Origin of the sequence: Enterobacter sp. BWH52, assembly GCF_001037565.1 — a bacterium.
GTDB lineage: Bacteria > Pseudomonadota > Gammaproteobacteria > Enterobacterales > Enterobacteriaceae > Enterobacter > Enterobacter hormaechei_C.
Genome location: NZ_KQ089855.1, coordinates 84,293 through 103,856 on the forward strand (window position 1 = coordinate 84,293; position 19,564 = coordinate 103,856).

General features: G+C 56.6%; 18 protein-coding genes. 11 read left to right on the top strand and 7 right to left on the bottom strand.

All coding sequences use genetic code 11. The annotated features are described in order from the left end of the window. Window position 1 precedes the first annotated feature (1 nt). From fdxH to SK47_RS21185, 4 genes are all read left to right on the top strand, one after another. Window positions 2-904: a formate dehydrogenase subunit beta gene (gene fdxH / locus SK47_RS21170; protein WP_003861960.1), complete on the top strand. Its 903-nt coding sequence runs from the start codon at window positions 2-4 to the stop codon at window positions 902-904. Further along, window positions 901-1,536 carry a formate dehydrogenase cytochrome b556 subunit gene (fdoI, locus tag SK47_RS21175; RefSeq protein WP_003861958.1) on the top strand — a complete coding sequence of 212 codons (636 nt, stop codon included), beginning with the start codon at window positions 901-903 and terminating at the stop codon, window positions 1,534-1,536. Before fdxH ends, fdoI begins: the two co-directional genes overlap by 4 nt. Then, window positions 1,533-2,462 (top strand): formate dehydrogenase accessory protein FdhE, encoded by a 930-nt coding sequence (gene fdhE, locus SK47_RS21180; RefSeq protein WP_023323896.1) that lies wholly within the window; start codon window positions 1,533-1,535, stop codon window positions 2,460-2,462. Before fdoI ends, fdhE begins: the two co-directional genes overlap by 4 nt. 315 nt (window positions 2,463-2,777) lie before the next feature. Next, window positions 2,778-3,698 (top strand): alpha/beta hydrolase, encoded by a 921-nt coding sequence (locus SK47_RS21185; protein ID WP_003861954.1) that lies wholly within the window; start codon window positions 2,778-2,780, stop codon window positions 3,696-3,698. An 8-nt stretch (window positions 3,699-3,706) separates the two neighbouring features. Here SK47_RS21185 and fabY read toward each other — a convergent pair whose 3' ends face one another. The 6 genes from fabY to SK47_RS21215 all read right to left on the bottom strand — a co-directional run bounded on the left by fabY (window position 3,707) and on the right by SK47_RS21215 (window position 8,451). Further along, window positions 3,707-4,648, bottom strand: coding sequence for a fatty acid biosynthesis protein FabY (gene fabY / locus SK47_RS21190; protein WP_015569910.1), 942 nt, complete (start codon window positions 4,646-4,648; stop codon window positions 3,707-3,709). 44 nt (window positions 4,649-4,692) lie between these two features. After that, complete coding sequence (gene dtd / locus SK47_RS21195; RefSeq protein WP_015569909.1) at window positions 4,693-5,130, bottom strand: D-aminoacyl-tRNA deacylase; 438 nt, start codon at window positions 5,128-5,130, stop codon at window positions 4,693-4,695. Next, window positions 5,127-6,008 (bottom strand): virulence factor BrkB family protein, encoded by an 882-nt coding sequence (locus SK47_RS21200; protein ID WP_003861949.1) that lies wholly within the window; start codon window positions 6,006-6,008, stop codon window positions 5,127-5,129. Before SK47_RS21200 ends, dtd begins: the two co-directional genes overlap by 4 nt. Continuing rightward, entirely contained in the window at window positions 6,002-6,601 is a 600-nt protein-coding gene (yihX, locus tag SK47_RS21205; protein ID WP_003861947.1) for a glucose-1-phosphatase, read from the bottom strand. Before yihX ends, SK47_RS21200 begins: the two co-directional genes overlap by 7 nt. Before the next feature lie 118 nt (window positions 6,602-6,719). Continuing rightward, the gene (locus tag SK47_RS21210) at window positions 6,720-7,520 is read right to left on the bottom strand and encodes a DeoR/GlpR family DNA-binding transcription regulator (protein ID WP_003861944.1); all 801 of its coding nucleotides are present in this window, start codon (window positions 7,518-7,520) and stop codon (window positions 6,720-6,722) included. A 34-nt stretch (window positions 7,521-7,554) separates the two neighbouring features. Then, window positions 7,555-8,451 carry a sugar kinase gene (locus SK47_RS21215; RefSeq protein WP_048245121.1) on the bottom strand — a complete coding sequence of 299 codons (897 nt, stop codon included), beginning with the start codon at window positions 8,449-8,451 and terminating at the stop codon, window positions 7,555-7,557. Window positions 8,452-8,606: 155 nt separating this feature from the next. Between SK47_RS21215 and yihU the strand changes: the two genes are divergently transcribed. The 7 genes from yihU (at window position 8,607) to ompL (ending at window position 17,344) form a co-directional block, all read left to right on the top strand. After that, on the top strand, window positions 8,607-9,497 hold the full coding sequence (gene yihU, locus SK47_RS21220) for a sulfolactaldehyde 3-reductase (protein WP_023323900.1): 891 nt from the start codon (window positions 8,607-8,609) through the stop codon (window positions 9,495-9,497). Between the two features lie 17 nt (window positions 9,498-9,514). Continuing rightward, window positions 9,515-10,390: a sulfofructosephosphate aldolase gene (gene yihT, locus SK47_RS21225; RefSeq protein WP_003861939.1), complete on the top strand. Its 876-nt coding sequence runs from the start codon at window positions 9,515-9,517 to the stop codon at window positions 10,388-10,390. A 14-nt stretch (window positions 10,391-10,404) separates the two neighbouring features. Beyond that, a complete protein-coding gene (yihS, locus tag SK47_RS21230) occupies window positions 10,405-11,646 on the top strand; it encodes a sulfoquinovose isomerase (protein ID WP_022649846.1) in 1,242 nt (413 codons plus the stop codon). 16 nt (window positions 11,647-11,662) lie between these two features. Beyond that, entirely contained in the window at window positions 11,663-13,687 is a 2,025-nt protein-coding gene (locus tag SK47_RS21235; protein ID WP_048209948.1) for an alpha-glucosidase, read from the top strand. Window positions 13,688-13,732: 45 nt separating this feature from the next. Beyond that, window positions 13,733-15,115, top strand: a complete 1,383-nt coding sequence (locus SK47_RS21240) for an MFS transporter (RefSeq protein ID WP_003861932.1) — start codon at window positions 13,733-13,735, stop codon at window positions 15,113-15,115. 43 nt (window positions 15,116-15,158) lie between these two features. Continuing rightward, window positions 15,159-16,583 (top strand): MFS transporter, encoded by a 1,425-nt coding sequence (locus SK47_RS21245; RefSeq protein WP_048245124.1) that lies wholly within the window; start codon window positions 15,159-15,161, stop codon window positions 16,581-16,583. A gap of 74 nt (window positions 16,584-16,657) precedes the next feature. Beyond that, on the top strand, window positions 16,658-17,344 hold the full coding sequence (gene ompL / locus SK47_RS21250) for a porin OmpL (protein ID WP_003861929.1): 687 nt from the start codon (window positions 16,658-16,660) through the stop codon (window positions 17,342-17,344). Window positions 17,345-17,423: 79 nt separating this feature from the next. Here ompL and typA read toward each other — a convergent pair whose 3' ends face one another. Further along, the gene (gene typA, locus SK47_RS21255) at window positions 17,424-19,247 is read right to left on the bottom strand and encodes a ribosome-dependent GTPase TypA (RefSeq protein WP_003861927.1); all 1,824 of its coding nucleotides are present in this window, start codon (window positions 19,245-19,247) and stop codon (window positions 17,424-17,426) included. Window positions 19,248-19,564 lie beyond the last annotated feature (317 nt).

The following is a 19,564-nucleotide window of genomic DNA, read 5'->3' on the forward strand; positions in this document are numbered from 1 at the left end:
TATGGCTTATCAATCTCAAGACATTATCCGTCGTTCCGCGACTAACGGTTTCACGCCCGCGCCTCAGGCGCGGGACCACCAGCAGGAAGTGGCGAAGCTTATCGACGTGACCACCTGTATCGGCTGTAAAGCCTGTCAGGTGGCCTGCTCTGAGTGGAACGACATCCGTGACGAAGTGGGTCACAACGTCGGGGTGTACGACAACCCGGCGGACCTGACCGCCAAGTCCTGGACGGTAATGCGTTTCTCGGAAGTGGAGCAGAACGACAAGCTGGAATGGCTTATTCGCAAAGACGGCTGTATGCACTGTGCGGATCCGGGCTGCCTGAAGGCGTGTCCGTCAGAAGGGGCTATCATTCAGTATGCCAACGGCATCGTCGACTTCCAGTCCGAGCAGTGCATTGGCTGCGGCTACTGCATTGCGGGCTGTCCGTTCGACGTGCCGCGCATGAACCCGGAAGACAACCGCGTCTACAAATGTACGCTGTGCGTTGACCGCGTAAATGTCGGCCAGGAGCCAGCGTGCGTGAAGACCTGCCCAACCGGCGCTATCCACTTTGGCTCCAAAGAGGATATGAAAACGCTGGCGGCAGAGCGCGTGGGCGAGCTGAAAACCCGTGGTTACGATAACGCGGGCCTGTACGATCCGGCCGGGGTTGGCGGTACGCACGTCATGTACGTGCTGCACCACGCCGACAAGCCGAACCTGTATCACGGCCTGCCGGAGAACCCGGAAATCAGCGCCACCGTGAAGTTCTGGAAAGGTATCTGGAAACCGCTGGCCGCGGTCGGTTTTGCTGCCACCTTCGCAGCGAGCATCTTCCACTACGTCGGCGTTGGTCCGAACCGCGCGGAAGAGGAAGACGACAACCTGCATGAAGAGAAAGACGAGGTGCGCAAATGAGAAAACGTGACACCATCGTGCGCTACACCGCGCCGGAACGTATCAACCACTGGGTCACCGCCTTCTGCTTCATGCTGGCGGCGATAAGCGGGCTGGGGTTCTTCTTCCCGTCCTTCAACTGGCTGATGCAGATCATGGGGACACCACAGCTGGCGCGTATACTGCACCCGTTTGTGGGCGTCATCATGTTCGCGTCGTTCATCATCATGTTTTTCCGTTACTGGCACCATAACCTAATCAATCGGGATGATATCTTTTGGGCGAAGAATATTCGTAAGATCGTCGTCAACGAGGAAGTGGGTGATACCGGGCGTTATAACTTCGGCCAGAAATGCGTATTCTGGGCGGCGATTATCTTCCTGGTCCTGTTGCTGGTGAGCGGCGTGATCATCTGGCGTCCGTACTTTGCGCCTGCTTTCTCAATCCCGGTGATCCGATTTGCGCTAATGCTGCATTCATTTGCCGCAGTGGCGTTAATTGTGGTTATCATGGTGCATATTTACGCCGCCCTCTGGGTGAAAGGCACCATTACCGCGATGGTGGAAGGCTGGGTCACCAAAACGTGGGCGAAGAAACATCACCCGCGCTGGTACCGTGAAGTCCGCCAGAAACAGGAAAAGTCATCTGAATGAGTATTCGCATAATCCCGCAAGATGAGCTGGGGTCGAGCGAGAAACGTACGGCGGAGTATATTCCGCCGTTGTTATTCCCCAGACTCAAGAACCTCTACAACCGCCGCGCAGAGCGTCTGCGCGAGCTGGCAGAGAACAACCCGCTGGGCGATTTTCTGCGTTTTGCCGCGCTGGTCGCCCATGCGCAGGAAGTGGTGCTGTACGACCATCCGCTGCAAATGGACCTGACCGCACGCATCAAAGAAGCCAACGAGCAGGGCAAACCGCCGCTGGATATTCACGTCCTGCCGCGCGACAAGCACTGGCATAAGCTGCTGCATTCGCTGATTGCCGAGCTGAAGCCCGAGATGAGCGGCACGGCGCTGGCGGTCATTGAGAACCTGGAAAAAGCCTCAGAGCAAGAGCTGGAAGAGATGGCGAGCGCGCTGTTTGCTTCCGACTTCTCGCTGGTGAGCAGCGATAAAGCGCCGTTCATCTGGGCTGCGCTGTCGCTCTACTGGGCGCAAATGGCGAGCCTGATCCCAGGCAAAGCCCGCGCCGAATACGGCGAAGCGCGCCAGTTCTGTCCGGTGTGTGGTTCAATGCCGGTCTCCAGCATGGTACAGATTGGTACGACACAGGGGCTGCGCTACCTGCACTGCAACCTGTGTGAAACCGAGTGGCACGTGGTGCGCGTGAAGTGCAGCAACTGCGAGCAGACCCGCGATCTGAACTACTGGTCGCTGGAAAACGAAGACGCAGCGGTGAAAGCCGAAAGCTGCGGCGACTGCGGGACTTACCTGAAGATTCTGTATCAGGAAAAAGACCCGAAAGTCGAAGCGGTGGCCGACGATCTCGCCTCGCTGATTCTGGATGCCAAAATGGAGCAGGAGGGCTTTGCCCGCAGCTCTATCAACCCGTTCCTGTTCCCGGGTGAAGGGGAGTAATCTCCTGTGACAGTGCCGGGCGGCGCGAGCTTGCCCGGCCTACACCTCGACAGCAATACCTGCCGTCTTATATGCCAGATGCTCTTCAGCCCGTAGTCCAGGATCCGTCTAAAGACGCGTTATCGCTTTAGCATCGCTTCCACGGCAAATCTCAGGCAACATCCGCACTTTATGTCTGTGACGAAAGCAGATAATAAAAAAGCTCTCGCCTTTGCGAGCAGCTTTCAAGACTTTTCCCCTCAATAATATTCTTGTTTTCTTTTGAATCAAACCAGGCTATAAAGCTGTACATTCATACAGTTAAAAGGTGTTTTCATGGCACTGGAAAAGGGTATTGAACGGCTGGTTCAAGGATTTATCGCTGCAGGTCGCCCCTCATCGCGTCGCCAGACAATTGAGGTACGACGAGCAGGCTATATTGCCAGCACGGAGCTTGCCGGGAAGACCGAAACGCGCGTTCAGCTGGAGACGCTTGTTCTTGAGGGTCTTACCATTCGGGTATTTTCACCTCTCAATGCGCCTGAAATATTGCCTGCTGCCATCTACTACCACGGCGGATGTTTTATCAGCGGCGGCTTTGATACCCATGACAACCAGCTCCGTCAGTTAGCCTACTACGGCAATTGCCGGGTGATTGCGATTCAGTACAGACTGGCGCCGGAGCATACCTTCCCCGCCGCACATGACGATGCTGAAAGAGGTGCGAATCTGGTCTGGCAGTATGCAGACGAATTAGGCGTGGATAAGAACCGACTCACCCTCTGTGGAGACAGCGCAGGAGGGCATTTGGCGCTGGTAACGTCATTGCGGCTTAAGGCAAAAGGGCTCTGGGATCCCGCGCAGCTCATTCTTATCTATCCCATGCTCGACGCTACGGCCAGTCTTGAAAGCTATACCCTCAATGGCATGGATTACGTGATTACTCGCGATACCCTTTTGAGCGGCTATGAAATGTATCTGGCTGGAGCCGACCGTCAGCATCCTGAAGTCAGTCCACTGTGGCGCAACGACTTTAGCGGTCTGCCGAAGGTCCATATTGTTACCGCTGAGTATGATCCGTTACGTGACGAAGGCGAGGCGCTTTATCAGCGCCTCACGGCGCAAGGCGTGAAGTGTACCGCTCAACAATGGCGGGGTGTAATTCACGGCTTCTTCCAGTTGGGTGGAATTAGCCAGTCAGCGCGAGACATTATGCGAGATATTGCCTGGCGCATTAACCATGCCGGGCGAGAGTGAGAAGGAGACTACTCCTCCTCGTTCCCACCCTCTTCATACGCGCCATACGGCTTCGCAGGCAGAACGATATAGGTGCCTTCAAACACCGCGCCTGGCGTTTCATCGCCGAACAGCTCAACCTGCATCTGTACGCGTGCTTTACGTCCACGCGCCAGACGGTCGAGATCGCCGCCCAGTGCGCCCAGGTCAGCTACCGCGCTCGGCTTGCCGCTGATCGGCGCGCTGTAGCGGATATGGGCATCGGCCAGAATAATGGTGCCGCCGAGATGACGTTCGCGCAGCATCAGCCAGATCAGTCCCCATCCGGTGAGCGTGGCGAGTGAAAACAGGCTGCCGGCAAACAGGGTATGGTGCGGGTTCTGGTTGCCGGTTTCCGGCATGGTGGTGATAAATTTTTGTCCGGTATACTGCTGAATACGCACGCCCATTTTTTCACTGAGCGGTATGTGCTGATACCACGCCTGCTGGAGCTGCCCGCACCAGTCGGCGCGATGGAGAATATCGTCCAGCGTGGCGATGGGTTTGATCATCAAAAAGTGACGAATCGGCGTAGTTTGCGGGGCGGTGATTTCCCCCTGATTCACGAAACCAAGCTTGGCAAAGAACTCAACGGCATCTTCGCGGGCGCTACAGGTGACGCGCTTGACCCCTTCCTGACGGGCAACGGATTCCAGCGTCATTGCCATCAGCGTTCCAAGGCCTTTGTCCTGCACGGAGGGATGAACGGCCATAAAGCGGATTGAAGCTTCGTTGTCGGCATTGATGTACAGACGTCCCACGGCAACGAGGTTGCCCTCTTCATCAACCACCATCTGGTGGTGCGCCATCGCGTCCCAGGCGTCGCGTTCAGAGCCTTTCGGTTGATGCAGTGGTTTGCGCAGCATTTCCCAGCGGAAATGGTAATAAGCGTCTAATTCTTCTTCCGTTTGCGGTACTCGAAGGTGATACATAGCTGTACTCTCTCTTGTTACCCGCGGCCATACCGCCAGTTGGCTCATACCTGGAGCCAGAATGTGACGGGGCCATCGTTCACCAGCGAAACCTGCATATCCGCAGCGAATCGTCCGGTTTGTGTATTCATGTCCTGTTGGCGACAGCGCTCAACAAAGTACTCGTATAGGGCTTCTGCGCGATCCGGTGCCGCGCCCTTCGAAAAACTCGGCCGCATGCCGCGTTCGGTATCCGCAGCCAACGTAAACTGGGAAACCACCAGCACGCTGCCGCCCGCCTGCTGAACGTTCAGGTTCATCTTGCCTTCCGCATCGCTGAAAATGCGGTAGCCCAGCACGCGCTCACATAAGCGGTTAGCTTTTTGTTCGTCGTCATCTTTTTCGACACCCAGGAGCACCAAAAGTCCTGGGCCAATTTCACCCGTCACCTCATCCGCCACGGTGACGCTGGCACGGGTTACGCGCTGAATCAATGCAATCATGGTTGGTCTGCTTCTTGTTGTTTTTCAGCTTCTGCTGCTTTTTTGAGTTCGCGGTAGACCCCGAGAGTGACAGTTATTTCGGCGCCAAGCAAGACGATACACCACGTCCAGTAGACCCAGACAAACAAAATGGGGATCACCGCCAGCACACCGTAAATCAGCTGATAAGAGGGGAACATGGTGATATAAAGCGCGAATCCTTTCTTGCCCAGCTCAAAGAGCAACGCCGCGACCAGAGCACCCACCACGGCATCCCGGTTGGGTACGCGCGTGGTTGGTACCACGCTGTAGAGCAGCCAGAACGAAAGCCACGATAAAATCAGCGGGAAGATACGCAGCACGTTATCGATCACGCTGTTTAAGTCGGTCGCCCAGCGCAGCGAAAGAAGGTAGGAGCTGATCGCCAGGCTTGCCCCCGCCAGCAATGGGCCAAGGGTTAAAATCATCCAGTAGACGGCAAAGGAGTAAACCTTCGGGCGGACTTTTTTGCTCCGCCAGATGGTGTTGAGCGCACTGTCGATGGAGTACATCAGCAGCAGCGCGGTAACAATAAGCCCACACGCCCCCACCGCCGTCATCTTGCTGGAGTTTGCGACAAACTGCTCAATGTAGTTCTGGATCACATCGCCGGTGGCAGGAATAAAGTTTGCGAAAACAAAATGGCGAAGCTGCATGCTCACATCGGCAAACATTGGAAATGCCGAAAAAAGCGCAAAAATCACCGCCACCAGCGGCACCAGCGAGAGCAACGACACGTAAGCGAGATTGCCCGCCAGCGTGGTCATGTTGTCCTCATCAATGCGATGCCAGAGGAGTTTCAACCACGCCCTCAGCGGGCGCGTGTGGTGATTGGCTTTTTGATGAACGGTTTTTAGCATAACTGCTTCGCAAAGTAGTTCGGTATCGTCTCTTTTCCGGTCACCAGAATGGAGGTGATACCTAACTGATTAGCCCCTTCTATATTATCGGCGTTGTCGTCAAAAAAGACCGCATCCGCTGCCGTGAATCCTTCTTCCTGCAATACTGCCTGATAGATGCGCGCCTCAGGTTTACGCATCCCCATCTCCTGGGAGAGATACACTTTATCTGCCGCCGCGTGAATTTCCGGGTATTCATCCGGCCAGAAGGTGGTATGCAGGCGGTTAGTATTAGACAGCACGACAACACGATGCCCCTGCTCGCGCAGCTTGTGCATGATGTCGATCACTTCCGGGCGGATCGCGACAAATATGGCCTGCCAGCCGTGGGAAAACTGCTCGTAGCTTAACGAAAGACCCATTTCCTGGCAGAAACGCTCTGCGAACGCTTCGTCGCTGATCTCACCTCGCTCGTGCAGATGGAAAGTCTCACCCATCGCGAAATTCTGCTTTAACGTCGCCAGCGGAACACGGCTAAAATCGCTCCATGCGCCCAACACCCGGTTAAAATCGATATCGACGATTACATTTCCTAAGTCAAAGATATAAAGCATGTTTATCTCCTTTCGCCGTGGAGAAGTAACTGTAGCGGGAAAGAGAAACTTTAGCTATGCGCCAGATTCAGCTTAGAGAAAGGAAAGGCCCGAATCGCAATATCGGGCCATAGGATGATCAGCCAGCCTGCTGCTCTTCTCCGGAATTGACTTCGACAACCTCAACCTTGCTGGATTTGAGGTGATTTTGCAGCGCCGGGCCGGGCAGCTCATCGGTGAACAGCGCCGTCGCCTGCGCCACGTTGCCAATTTCAACCGCCGCGGAGGCGTGGTATTTCGTATGATCGGCCGCCAGTAAAATGTGGCGGGAGTGAGCGATCATGGTTTTCACCACGCTGGCTTCGTTAACGTCAAATTCCATCATCGCGCCGTCGTGCTCTATCGCCCCGACGCTGGTGACCAGGTAATCTGCGCGAAATCCTGACACGAACGCCGTTGCCGCAGGACCGATAATGCCGCCGTTATGCGGGCGCAGCGTACCGCCGGGCACCATCACCTCAAAGCGCGGATTCTTATAAAGAATGTGCGCCACCCGCAGGCTGTTAGTGATGATGCGCAGATGATTATGGTTAAGCAGCGCCCGGGCAACGTGCTCCACGGTCGTCCCGATGGTGATAAAAATGGTCGAACCGTCGGGAATATAGTCCGCAATCGCTTCGGCAATCGCCCGTTTCTCTTCGGTAAGCGAGACTTCACGCTGTTCGAACGCCGTGTTGACCACGCTGGATGCCCTGCCCGCGCCGCCGTGATGACGGGTGATCAGCCCCTGCTCGCTGAGCTTACGGATATCCCGGCGCACGGTTTGCGTCGACACATCCAGCAGCTGCGCCAGTTCATCAATGTTCATATAGCCGCGATCGGCAATCAGCGTCAGCAGCTGATCGTGACGCGGGTTGCCGGTCAGTTCGGTAAGGCTCATGGGCTGTCCTCTGAAAACCATCACGCCCCGCATTTTATACAAAAAGTGACAAAAAAGAGCGGGTTTGATCACAGTCGGGTATACCCGCGCGTCCACCGGGCTTTGTGCATTTCAGTGCTGCGACGGCGCTGGCAAAACGCACGGCGTCTGAAGTGGACGATTGTTGCCCCAGACTGACCGCCAGCGCACCGTGGAACACGTCGCCCGCCCCCGTGGTATCCACCACGTTCACCTCAAAGCCGGGCTGATGACACAGTGCACCGTTTTCCAGCCAGAAGCAGCCGTCTCGCCCCTGCGTAACATACACATGTCCATTTGTGAGCGTTTGTGCTTTCTTCAGCGCGTTTTCGGTTTCATCCCGCTGCGTTAAACGCCGCAATCCCGGCGCGGAGAAGGCCGCGTGGTCGCTTAAGGCAATCAGATCCGCGATGTCCTGCGGGGTGACATCCGCATCAAGCAACGTCGGTACGCCCTGCTGGCGGGCCAGGGTAAATGCCTGTTTTGCCCCGTCATGCCAGCGCACGTCGGCTAAGAGAATGTCCCACTGCGAGAAGTCGATTTCATGCAGCCAGTCTGCCGCCGCAGGGAGATCGGGGCTGGGGTAGTTGGCAATCACTCTTTCCCCACCTGCGTCCACCAGCACCGCCGATTGCGACGATCGGGCTCCCTTAACTATGCGCGTATAGCGGGTGTTCACCCCCAGGGATTCCAGCTCCGCAAGCAGTCGTCTGCCGGTATCGTCGTCCCCCACCCGGCCAATAAAATCCACTTCCGCGCCCAGTTTCGCGGCTGCCACTGCCGCCGTTGCCGCCGGGCCACCGCCCACTTCCGTATAGTCTTTTGCGACATATTTCCCACCTTCTTTCGGTAAATCATCGAGATACCAGATGCGATCCAGCACGGTAATGCCGACACAAACGATGCGAGTCATGGTGATTCCTTCTGCGATTTCTGATGCCTTCATTTTAATTTCACCAAATGTTTAAAAAGTGACCCGTGTCAATTTTTTGACTATAAATTACAAATACGATCAAAAACAGACACTAAAAACGCGCAAAAATTGACACGATGTGACAGGAGAGAGGCATGTCAGCAATCGCATTTATCGGCTTAGGACAGATGGGCGCGCCCATGGCGAAGAATCTGTTGAAACAGGGCCACCAGCTTAACGTTTTTGATGTGAACCCGCAGGCGGTTCAGGCGCTGGTAGAGAGCGGCGCTCGGGCGGCGGCTACGCCAGCACAGGCCGCAACGGATGCCGAGTTCGTCATCACCATGCTGCCCAACGGCGACCTGGTGCGCAGCGTCCTGTTCGGCGAGCACGGCGTGTGCGAAGGATTATCCCGCGACGCGCTGGTCATTGATATGTCCACCATTCACCCGCTGCAAACCGACGCGCTGATACGCGACATGGCTGAGCAAGGCTTCAGCCTGATGGACGTGCCCGTCGGACGCACCTCTGACCATGCCATCGCCGGCACGCTGCTCCTGCTGGCAGGCGGCACGGCCCAGCAGGTTGAGCGCGCCACCCCGGTCTTAATGGCGATGGGCAATGAGCTGATTAACGCCGGCGGGCCAGGCATGGGCATCCGCGTGAAGCTTATCAATAACTACATGAGCATTGCCCTGAACGCCCTTTCCGCCGAGGCCGCCGTGCTGTGCGAAGCGCTTGGCCTCTCCTTTGACGTGGCGCTCAAGGTCATGAGCGGTACGCCTGCGGGTAAAGGCCACTTCACGACATCCTGGCCGAACAAGGTGCTGAAAGGGGATCTTTCTCCCGCCTTCATGATCGACCTTGCGCATAAAGACCTGGGGATCGCCCTCGACGTGGCCAACCAGCTCCACGTTCCGATGCCGCTGGGCGCGGCCTCCCGCGAAGTTTACAACCAGGCTCGCGCCGCCGGGCGCGGGCGCGAGGACTGGACGGCCATTCTTGAACAGGTTCGCGCATCTGCCGGGCTGAAAAAATCACACTGATACGAAAGGACTGAGGAATGACGATGTACACCCTGAAAGATATCACCCGACCTTCCGGCGGTTTTGCGATGCTGGCCGTGGATCAGCGCGAAGCGATGCGCCTGATGTTTGCGGCGGCAGGCGCGCCGGTACCGGTAACCGACCAGCACCTGACGGATTTTAAAGTCAACGCGGCAAAAATTCTGTCGCCGTACGCCTCTGCGATCCTTGTCGACCAGCAGTTCTGCTATCGCCAGATTGTCGAGCAGCAGGCCGTGGCCAAAAGCTGCGCGATGATTGTGGCCGCCGACGAATTTATCCCGGGGAACGGTATTCCGGTCGACAGCGTGGCGATCGACAAGAACGTCGACGCGCAGGCGGTCAAGCGCGATGGCGGCAAAGCACTGAAGCTGCTGGTGCTGTGGCGCAGCGATGAAGATCCGCAGCAGCGCCTGGAGATGGTGAAAGCGTTCAATACGCTGTGCCACGATAACGGTCTGCTGAGCATTATCGAGCCGGTGGTGCGTCCACCGCGTCGCGGTGCCGCGTTTAACCGCGAACAGGCGATTATCGACGCGGCCAAAGAGCTGGGCGACAGCGGTGCCGACCTCTACAAAGTGGAGATGCCACTGTTTGGCAAGGGCACGCAGCAAGAGCTGCTGGCGGCCTCGCAAAAGCTTAACGAGAACATCGCCATGCCGTGGGTGATCCTCTCGTCCGGCGTTGACGATAAGTTATTCCCGCGCGCGGTGAGCGTGGCGATGCAGGCGGGGGCATCGGGCTTTTTAGCCGGTCGCGCCGTCTGGTCCTCTGTGATTGGCCTGCCGGACACCGAGCTGATGCTGCGTGATATTTCCGTACCAAAACTTCAGCGTCTGGGTGAGATCGTCGACGAAATGATGGCTCGCCGTTAAGAAAGGATCCGAACATGAAATGGTTTAACACCCTGAGCCATAACCGCTGGCTCGAACAAGAGACCGACCGCATTCTCGATTTCGGTAAAAACGCCGCCGTACCGACCGGCTTTGGCTGGCTGGGCAATAACGGGCAGGTGCGTAGCGATATGGGCACACATCTGTGGATCACCGCCCGCATGCTGCATGTATACGCGGTGGCGGCGAACATGGGGCGCCCCGGCGCGTACGCCCTGGTTGAGCACGGCATTAATGCCCTGAACGGTCCGCTGCGCGACAAGCAGCACGGCGGCTGGTACGCCTGCGTTAACGATGAAGGCGTCATTGATGCGTCCAAGCAGGGCTATCAGCACTTCTTCGTCCTGCTGGGCGCGGCGAGCGCCGTGACCACGGGTCACCCGCAGGCACGCAAGTTGCTGGACGACGCCATCGAGGTGATTGAGCGCTACTTCTGGAGCGAACAGGAGCAGATGTGCCTGGAGTCCTGGGACGAAGCCTTCAGCAAAACGGAAGACTATCGCGGCGGTAACGCCAACATGCACGCCGTGGAAGCTTTCCTCATCGTTTATGACGTGACCCACGACCGCAAATGGCTCGACCGCGCCCTGCGCATCGCCTCGGTGATTATTCACGACGTGGCGCGCAAAGGGGAGTACCGCGTTAACGAGCATTTTGACACCAACTGGAACCCGATCCGCGACTATAACATCGATAACCCCGCCCACCGCTTCCGCGCCTATGGCGGCACGCCGGGGCACTGGATCGAGTGGGGCCGCCTGATGCTGCACCTGCGCGCCGCCCTGGAAGCGCGCTTTGAAACCCCGCCGGAGTGGCTGCTGGAAGATGCGAAAGGACTGTTCCACGCCACCATCCGCGACGCCTGGGCACCCGACGGGGCGGACGGCTTTGTCTACTCCGTGGGCTGGGACGGCAAGCCAATCGTGCGCGAACGCGTGCGCTGGCCAATCGTCGAGGCGATGGGCACGGCCTATGCCCTCTATACCGTGACCGGCGAGGCGCAGTACGAAGCCTGGTATCAGAAATGGTGGGATTACTGCATCAAGTATCTGATGGATTACGAAAACGGATCCTGGTGGCAGGAGCTGGACACCAATAACGAAGTGACCACCAAAGTCTGGGACGGCAAGCAGGATATTTACCATCTGCTGCACTGCCTGGTGATCCCCCGCCTGCCGCTGGCGCCGGGCTTAGCGCCTGCCGTCGCCGCCGGATTACTGGATAGCCTGGCCAAATAATTAAGACGGAGTTTTTATGCGTACCCTACACAATATTGACCTGAAAAATAACGAAAGTGGCTTCACCCTGCGCTGGCAGGACCGTCTGATTTTATCCCACACCGCGGATGCCCCTTGCCTGTGGATTGGCGCAGGTGAGGCGGATATCGAGATGTTTCGCGGCAACTTCAGCATTAAAGACAAGCTCAACGAAAAGATTGCCCTGACGAACGCGACCGTTACGCAGCAAAGCGCGGGCTGGGCGATCCGCTTTACCCGCGGCGACGCGGTGAGCGCGACGCTGCTGGTGGGCGTGGATGGTGAAGGCCGTCTGGAGCTGAAGCTGAAAAATGATGCTCCCGGCCATAACCGCATCTGGTTGCGGCTGGCAGCTCAGCCTGACGATCATATTTACGGCTGCGGCGAGCAGTTCTCGTATTTCGATTTGCGCGGCAAGCCGTTCCCGCTGTGGACCAGCGAGCAGGGCGTGGGCCGCAATAAGCAGACCTACGTCACCTGGCAGGCCGACTGCAAAGAGAACGCGGGCGGTGACTACTACTGGACCTTCTTCCCGCAGCCCACCTTCGTGAGCACCCAGAAGTACTACTGCCACGTGGATAACAGCTGCTACATGAACTTTGACTTCAGCGCCCCTGACTTCCACGAGCTGGCGTTCTGGGAAGATAACGCCACGCTGCGCTTCGAATGTGCGGAAACGTACGTCGATCTGCTGGAAAAACTGACCGGCCTGCTGGGACGCCAGCCGGAGCTGCCGGACTGGGTGTACGACGGCGTGACGCTGGGCATCCAGGGCGGCACCGAGGTGTGCCAGCAGAAGCTCGACACCATGCGTAACGGCGGCGTAAAGGTGAACGGCATCTGGGCGCAGGACTGGTCCGGCATCCGCATGACCTCCTTTGGCAAACGCGTAATGTGGAACTGGAAGTGGAACAGCGCGCTCTATCCGCAGCTTGATGCGCGTATTGCGCAGTGGAAAGAGGAAGGCGTGCAGTTCCTCTCCTATATCAACCCGTACGTCGCCAGCGATAAAGATCTCTGCGAAGAGGCCGCGAAACGCGGCTATCTGACCAAAAACGCCGACGGCAAGGACTACCACGTCGAGTTCGGCGAGTTCTACGCGGGCGTTATCGACCTGACCAACCCGGCAGCCTACGACTGGTACAAAGAGGTCATTAAAAAGAACCTGATCGAACTGGGCTGCGGCGGCTGGATGGCCGATTTCGGGGAATATCTGCCGACCGATACCTTCCTGCACAACGGCGTGAGCGCGGAGATCATGCATAACGCCTGGCCTGCCCTGTGGGCGAAATGTAACTTCGAAGCGCTGGAGGAGACCGGCAAGCTCGGGGAGATCCTGTTCTTCATGCGCGCAGGCTACACCGGTAGCCAGAAGCACTCGGTGATGATGTGGGCGGGGGATCAGAACGTCGACTGGAGCCTGGACGACGGTCTGGCTTCCGTCGTACCGGCGGCGCTGTCGCTGGCGATGACCGGGCACGGCCTGCACCACAGCGACATTGGCGGCTATACGACGCTCTTCGAGATGAAGCGCAGCAAAGAGCTGCTGCTGCGCTGGTGTGATTTCAGCGCCTTTACGCCGATGATGCGTACCCACGAGGGCAACCGCCCTGGCGATAACTGGCAGTTCGACGGCGACGCGGAAACCATTGCGCACTTCGCGCGCATGACCACCGTCTTCACCACCCTGAAGCCGTATATCAAAGCTGCGGTTGCGCAGAACGCGAAAAGCGGCCTGCCGGTGATGCGTCCGCTTTTCCTGCACTACGAGGACGACGCGCGCGCCTACACGCTGAAATACCAGTATCTGTTTGGCCGCGATCTGCTGGTGGCGCCGGTCCATGAAGAGGGACGCCGCGACTGGTCGCTCTATCTGCCGCAGGACACCTGGGTCAATGCGTGGACCGGAGAAACCTGCCAGGGCGGTGACATCACCGTTGATGCCCCGCTCGGCAAACCGCCGGTCTTCTATCGCCAGCAAAGCGAATGGGCCGATCTGTTTAGCACCTTACGTCATATCTGATAAGGCTCGCCCGCGGGGAAACCTGCGGGCAGACGGAGAACAATAATGAGTCAACATACTTCTGATCCGGCAACCCTGCGCCTGCCGTTTAAAGAAAAACTCGCCTACGGGATGGGCGATCTCGGCTCTAACATCCTGCTTGATATCGGCACGCTGTATCTGCTGAAGTTCTACACCGACGTGCTGGGGCTGCCGGGCACCTACGGCGGGATTATCTTCCTGATTGCGAAGTTTTTTACCGCCTTCACCGATATGGGCACCGGGATCATGCTCGATTCCCGGCGCAAGATCGGCCCGAAAGGGAAATTCCGCCCGTTTGTGCTGTATGCAGCCTTCCCGGTAACGTTGCTGGCGATTGCCAACTTCGTCGGAACACCGTTTGAAATCACCGGTAAAACGGTGATGGCGACGGTGCTGTTCATGCTGTACGGCCTGTTCTTCAGCATGATGAATTGCTCCTACGGCGCGATGGTGCCCGCCATTACCAAAAACCCGGACGAGCGTGCTTCGCTGGCCGCCTGGCGCCAGGGCGGCGCCACGCTGGGTCTGCTGCTCTGTACGGTGGGCTTTGTCCCGGTGATGAACCTGATTGAGGGCAACGACCAGCTTGGCTACATCTTTGCCGCCACCCTCTTCTCGCTGTTCGGGCTGTTCTTTATGTGGTGGTGCTATAAGGGCGTTACCGAGCGTTACGTCGAGACGCAGCCTGCTAACCCGGCGCAGAAACCGGGGCTGTTGCAGTCGTTTCGCGCCATCGCCGGGAACCGTCCGCTGTTTATCCTGTGCATCGCTAACCTGTGCACGCTGGGCGCCTTTAACGTCAAACTCGCCATTCAGGTCTACTACACGCAGTACGTGCTGAACGACCCGATCCTGCTGTCGTATATGGGCTTCTTCAGCATGGGCTGTATTTTTATCGGCGTCTTTATGATGCCCGGCGCGGTGCGGCGCTTCGGCAAGAAAAAGGTCTACATCAGCGGGCTGATGATTTGGGTGGCGGGCGATCTGCTTAACTACTTCTTCGGCGGCGGCTCGGTGAGCTTTGTGGCGTTCTCCTGCCTGGCGTTCTTCGGTTCCGCGTTCGTGAACAGCCTGAACTGGGCGCTGGTGTCCGATACCGTGGAATACGGCGAGTGGCGCACCGGCGTGCGCTCCGAGGGAACGGTCTACACCGGCTTTACCTTCTTCAGGAAGGTCTCGCAGGCGCTGGCGGGCTTCTTCCCGGGGATCATGCTCACCCAGATCGGCTATGTGCCGAACGTGGTGCAGTCCGCCGGGACGGTTGAAGGGCTGCGGCAGCTGATATTTATCTACCCGAGCCTGCTGGCGGTCATCACCATCGTGGCGATGGGCTGCTTCTACAACCTCAACGAGAAAATGTATGTGCGCATAGTGGAAGAGATCGAACTGCGCAAACGTACGGCATAAATGACGTGATTGAGCGCCCTGCGGGGCGCTTTGAGGATCGACCATGACACATAATACTGATCCGTTAACCCTGAAATTGAGCCTGCGAGAGAAGTGCGCCTACGGGATGGGTGATTTTGGCTCGAACCTGATGCTGTGTATTGGCACGCTGTATCTGCTTAAGTTTTACACGGACGAGCTGGGCATGCCCGCGTTCTACGGCGGCATCATTTTTCTGGTCGCCAAGTTCTTTACCGCGTTCACCGACATGCTGACCGGGGTGCTGCTGGATTCCCGGCGTAACATTGGCCCGAGGGGGAAGTTCAGGCCATTCATACTTTACGCCTCCGTTCCGGTGGCGCTGGTCGCGACGGCGCAGTTTATGGCCAACGACTTTAGCCTGACGGTGAAAACGGCCCTCGCCACCGTGCTCTTCATGATGTTTGGCCTCTGCTACAGCCTGATGAACTGCGCCTACGGTGCAATGGTTCCGGCCATCACCAAAAACCCGAACGAGCGCGCGCAGCTTGCGGCGTGGCGTCAAGGCGGCGCAACGGTAGGACTGTTGCTCTGCACCGTCGGCTTTATGCCGATTCAGGCGCTGTTCGTCAGCCAGCCCTCACTCGGCTATCTGGTGGCCGCGCTGGTGTTTGTCACCGGGGGGCTGTTCTGCATGTGGTGGTGCTACAGCGGGGTGAAAGAGCGCTACGTCGAGCTTACGCCCGATCACCATAAGCCCGGCATTCTGAAATCGTTCTGCGCGATTTTCCGTAACCCGCCGCTGCTGGTGCTGTGCATCGCCAACCTATGTACCCTCGCCGCGTTTAACATCAAGCTGGCGATTCAGGTCTATTACACCCAGTACGTGCTGAACGATGTGCATCTCCTGTCGTGGATGGGCTTTTTCAGCATGGGCTGCATTCTGATTGGCGTGTTTCTGGTGCCTGGCGCGGTGAAGCGCTTTGGCAAGAAACCGGTCTATCTGGGCGGGCTGACGCTGTGGGCGGTGGGCGACGTGCTGAACTTCGTCTGGGGGACCAGTTCCCTGCTGTTCGTGCTCTTTTCCTGCATGGCCTTTTTCGGCACCGCGTTTGTGAACAGCCTGAACTGGGCGCTGGTGCCGGATACGGTTGATTACGGCGAGTGGAAAACCGGGATACGCGCCGAAGGGTCGGTGTATACCGGCTATACCTTCTCGCGCAAAATCTCCGCGGCGCTGGCCGGTTTTCTGCCCGGTATTATGCTGACCCAGATTGGCTACGTTCCCCATGCCGTGCAGAGCGCGGGCACGCTGCTTGGGTTGCGTCAGCTTATTTTCCTCTGGCCGTGCGGCCTGGCGATCGTTGCCGCCGTGACCATGGGGCTGTTTTATAAACTCAACGAAGCGCGCTTCGCCTTTATTATCGAGGAGATTGGAAAACGGAAAAAACAGACCGCGAATACCCCTGAGATAACCACCAACAATAAAGCGTCAGCAGTCACTTTATAACAATAAATCCGGCCAGTATGTCCTTCCTGTTTATCAGGAGGGAGGCCTTTCTGTACCTGATACATGGACAAATTATGAAAAGAATCATCACCGTACTGATCGTGTCGTCTGTGTCCTGCCCGGTTTTTGCCGGGGCCTATGTCGAAACGCGCGAAGCCTACAACACCGCCTCTGAGCTGCACGAAGTGATCCTGCGTGCGGGCTATAACTTCGATATGGGCGCGGGACTGATGTTCACCAACGCTTATAACGTGGGGAAATGGGACGAACTGAAGCACAGCTATAACGAAATTGAGGGGTGGTATCCACTCTTCAAACCGACCGACAAACTGACCTTCCAGCCCGGCGGCTTGATTAATGACAGCAGCGCAGGATCAGGTGGCGCGGTTTATTTAGATACTAACTATAAATTTACGGACTGGTTTAATCTGACGTTCCGCTATCGCTATAACCATAACAATTATGATACGCCGGACTATAACGGGCAGATGGATAAGAACGACACGCATGAATTCGCCAACTACTGGAATTTCAAAGTGACGGATGCGTTTTTCTACACATTTGAGCCGCACTTTTTCCAGCGGGTGAATGATTACCACAGCAAAAATGGCAAAGATCATCACTGGGAAATTACTAACAAGTTCAGCTATAAAATCGACAGAAACTGGCTGCCGTATCTTGAGCTACAGTGGCTGGACCGATGGAATGATTACAACCGGGAGCAGTACCGGATCCGTTTAGGATTACGGTATTCGTTCTAATAAAAAAGCCGCTGATCGCTCAGCGGCTTTTTCGTTGCCGGGTGGCGCATGCGCTTACCCGGCCTACGGCATAACCGAATTAGTCTTCTTTCGCACCGCGCATTGCACGTTTACGATCGTTCTCAGTCAGGTGACGTTTACGGATACGAATTGACTGAGGCGTCACTTCGACCAGTTCGTCATCATCGATGAATTCCAGAGCCTGCTCCAGCGTCATCTTGATCGGTGGAACCAGAACCGTTGCTTCGTCAGTACCGGACGCACGCATGTTGGTCAGTTTCTTACCGGTCAGGCAGTTTACCGTCAGGTCGTTAGAACGGCTGTGAATACCGATGATCTGGCCTTCGTAAACTTCAGCACCATGACCCAGGAACAGCTTACCGCGATCCTGCAAACCGAACAGCGCAAACGCAACCGCTTTACCCTGACCGTTGGAGATCAGCACGCCGTTGTTACGCTGGCCCACTTCGCCCGGACGAACGTCGTCGTAGTGGCTGAAGGTGGAGTACAGCAGACCGGTACCGGAAGTCATGGTCATGAACTCAGAACGGAAGCCGATCAGGCCACGGCTTGGGATCACGTAGTCGAGACGTACGCGGCCTTTGCCATCTGGATTCATGTTTTTCAGGTCGCCTTTACGCTCACCCAGTGCCTGCATCACAGAACCCTGGTGCTGCTCTTCAACGTCCAGCGTTACGTTTTCGAACGGCTCTTGTTTACGGCCATCGATTTCGCGGAAGATAACTTTCGGACGGGAAACCGCCATCTCGAAACCTTCACGACGCATGTTCTCAATCAGAACAGACAGGTGCAGCTCACCACGACCCGAAACGCGGAATGCATCAGCGTCTTCGGTTTCTTCAACGCGCAGCGCAACGTTGTGCACCAGCTCTTTGTTCAGGCGGTCAAGGATCTGACGAGAGGTAACGAACTTACCTTCTTTACCACAGAACGGAGAGGTGTTGACGTTGAAGAACATGGATACGGTTGGTTCATCAACGGACAGGGCTGGCAGCGCTTCGACGTTCTGCGGATCGCAGATGGTGTCGGAGATGTTCAGTTCACCCAGACCGGTGATAGCGATGATGTCGCCCGCTTCAGCGATGTCGCTCTCGATACGCTCAAGACCCAGGTGAGTCAGCACTTTACCGACTTTACCGTTACGGGTTTTGCCTTCGCTATCGATGATAGTGACCTGCTGATTAGGCTTCACTTTACCGCGCTTGATACGACCAATGCCGATTACGCCAACATAGTTGTTGTAGTCGAGCTGAGAGATCTGCATTTGCAGGGTGCCTTCCAGGTCAACGTTTGGCGCAGGAACGCGGTCAACAATCGTCTGGTACAGCGGAGTCATGTCTTCCGCCATGTCTTCGTGATCCAGACCGGCGATACCGTTCAGCGCAGACGCATAAACGATAGGGAAGTCCAGCTGTTCATCGGTCGCGTCGAGGTTAACGAACAGGTCGAAGACCTGGTCAACAACCCAGTCAGGACGCGCGCCAGGACGGTCAACCTTGTTGATCACAACGATAGGTTTCAGGCCGTGGGCAAATGCTTTTTTGGTCACGAAGCGCGTTTGCGGCATAGGGCCATCAAATGCGTCAACCACCAGCAGCACGGAATCCACCATGGACATCACGCGCTCAACTTCACCACCGAAGTCGGCGTGCCCTGGGGTATCAACGATGTTGATACGGTAGTCATTCCATTTGATAGCGGTGTTTTTGGCGAGGATGGTAATCCCACGCTCTTTCTCCAAATCGTTGGAGTCCATCACACGCTCTTGAGTTTCGGCACGAGCATCAAACGTACCGGACTGCTGTAGCAGCTTATCAACCAGGGTAGTTTTACCATGGTCGACGTGCGCGATGATGGCGATATTACGCAATTTTTCGATCACAACTTTGCCTCAGGCATTTAGAAATAGCGCGTTATTGTACACGGATTAATCGCACTACAAAACAGGATCACAAACATCCCCCGCAAACAAGTATTGCAGAGATGCTTTGTGATCGCTTTCACGGAGCGGTAAAAGGGCACTTTAACGTAAATTGCACCAATATGGTGCTCGATGTTCACACAGAAGCACTATAATGGTGCAACAAATCCAATGTGGTGCAGCCCTTCTGCACTATGGTGCGCATGATAACGCCTTTTTGGGGTGTTTTAAAAGTTGGCACAGATTTCGCTTTACAGAAATACAGTAAAAATATGGCA

Excerpts from the sequence above, each read along its gene's own strand:
- fdxH (WP_003861960.1), top strand. The coding sequence starts at position 2 with ATGGCTTATCAATCTCAAGACATTATCCGTCGTTCCGCGACTAACGGT.
- fdoI (WP_003861958.1), top strand. The coding sequence starts at position 901 with ATGAGAAAACGTGACACCATCGTGCGCTACACCGCGCCGGAACGTATC.
- fdhE (WP_023323896.1), top strand. The coding sequence starts at position 1,533 with ATGAGTATTCGCATAATCCCGCAAGATGAGCTGGGGTCGAGCGAGAAA.
- SK47_RS21185 (WP_003861954.1), top strand. The coding sequence starts at position 2,778 with ATGGCACTGGAAAAGGGTATTGAACGGCTGGTTCAAGGATTTATCGCT.
- fabY (WP_015569910.1), bottom strand. The coding sequence starts at position 4,648 with ATGTATCACCTTCGAGTACCGCAAACGGAAGAAGAATTAGACGCTTAT.
- dtd (WP_015569909.1), bottom strand. The coding sequence starts at position 5,130 with ATGATTGCATTGATTCAGCGCGTAACCCGTGCCAGCGTCACCGTGGCG.
- SK47_RS21200 (WP_003861949.1), bottom strand. The coding sequence starts at position 6,008 with ATGCTAAAAACCGTTCATCAAAAAGCCAATCACCACACGCGCCCGCTG.
- yihX (WP_003861947.1), bottom strand. The coding sequence starts at position 6,601 with ATGCTTTATATCTTTGACTTAGGAAATGTAATCGTCGATATCGATTTT.
- SK47_RS21210 (WP_003861944.1), bottom strand. The coding sequence starts at position 7,520 with ATGAGCCTTACCGAACTGACCGGCAACCCGCGTCACGATCAGCTGCTG.
- SK47_RS21215 (WP_048245121.1), bottom strand. The coding sequence starts at position 8,451 with ATGACTCGCATCGTTTGTGTCGGCATTACCGTGCTGGATCGCATCTGG.
- yihU (WP_023323900.1), top strand. The coding sequence starts at position 8,607 with ATGTCAGCAATCGCATTTATCGGCTTAGGACAGATGGGCGCGCCCATG.
- yihT (WP_003861939.1), top strand. The coding sequence starts at position 9,515 with ATGACGATGTACACCCTGAAAGATATCACCCGACCTTCCGGCGGTTTT.
- yihS (WP_022649846.1), top strand. The coding sequence starts at position 10,405 with ATGAAATGGTTTAACACCCTGAGCCATAACCGCTGGCTCGAACAAGAG.
- SK47_RS21235 (WP_048209948.1), top strand. The coding sequence starts at position 11,663 with ATGCGTACCCTACACAATATTGACCTGAAAAATAACGAAAGTGGCTTC.
- SK47_RS21240 (WP_003861932.1), top strand. The coding sequence starts at position 13,733 with ATGAGTCAACATACTTCTGATCCGGCAACCCTGCGCCTGCCGTTTAAA.
- SK47_RS21245 (WP_048245124.1), top strand. The coding sequence starts at position 15,159 with ATGACACATAATACTGATCCGTTAACCCTGAAATTGAGCCTGCGAGAG.
- ompL (WP_003861929.1), top strand. The coding sequence starts at position 16,658 with ATGAAAAGAATCATCACCGTACTGATCGTGTCGTCTGTGTCCTGCCCG.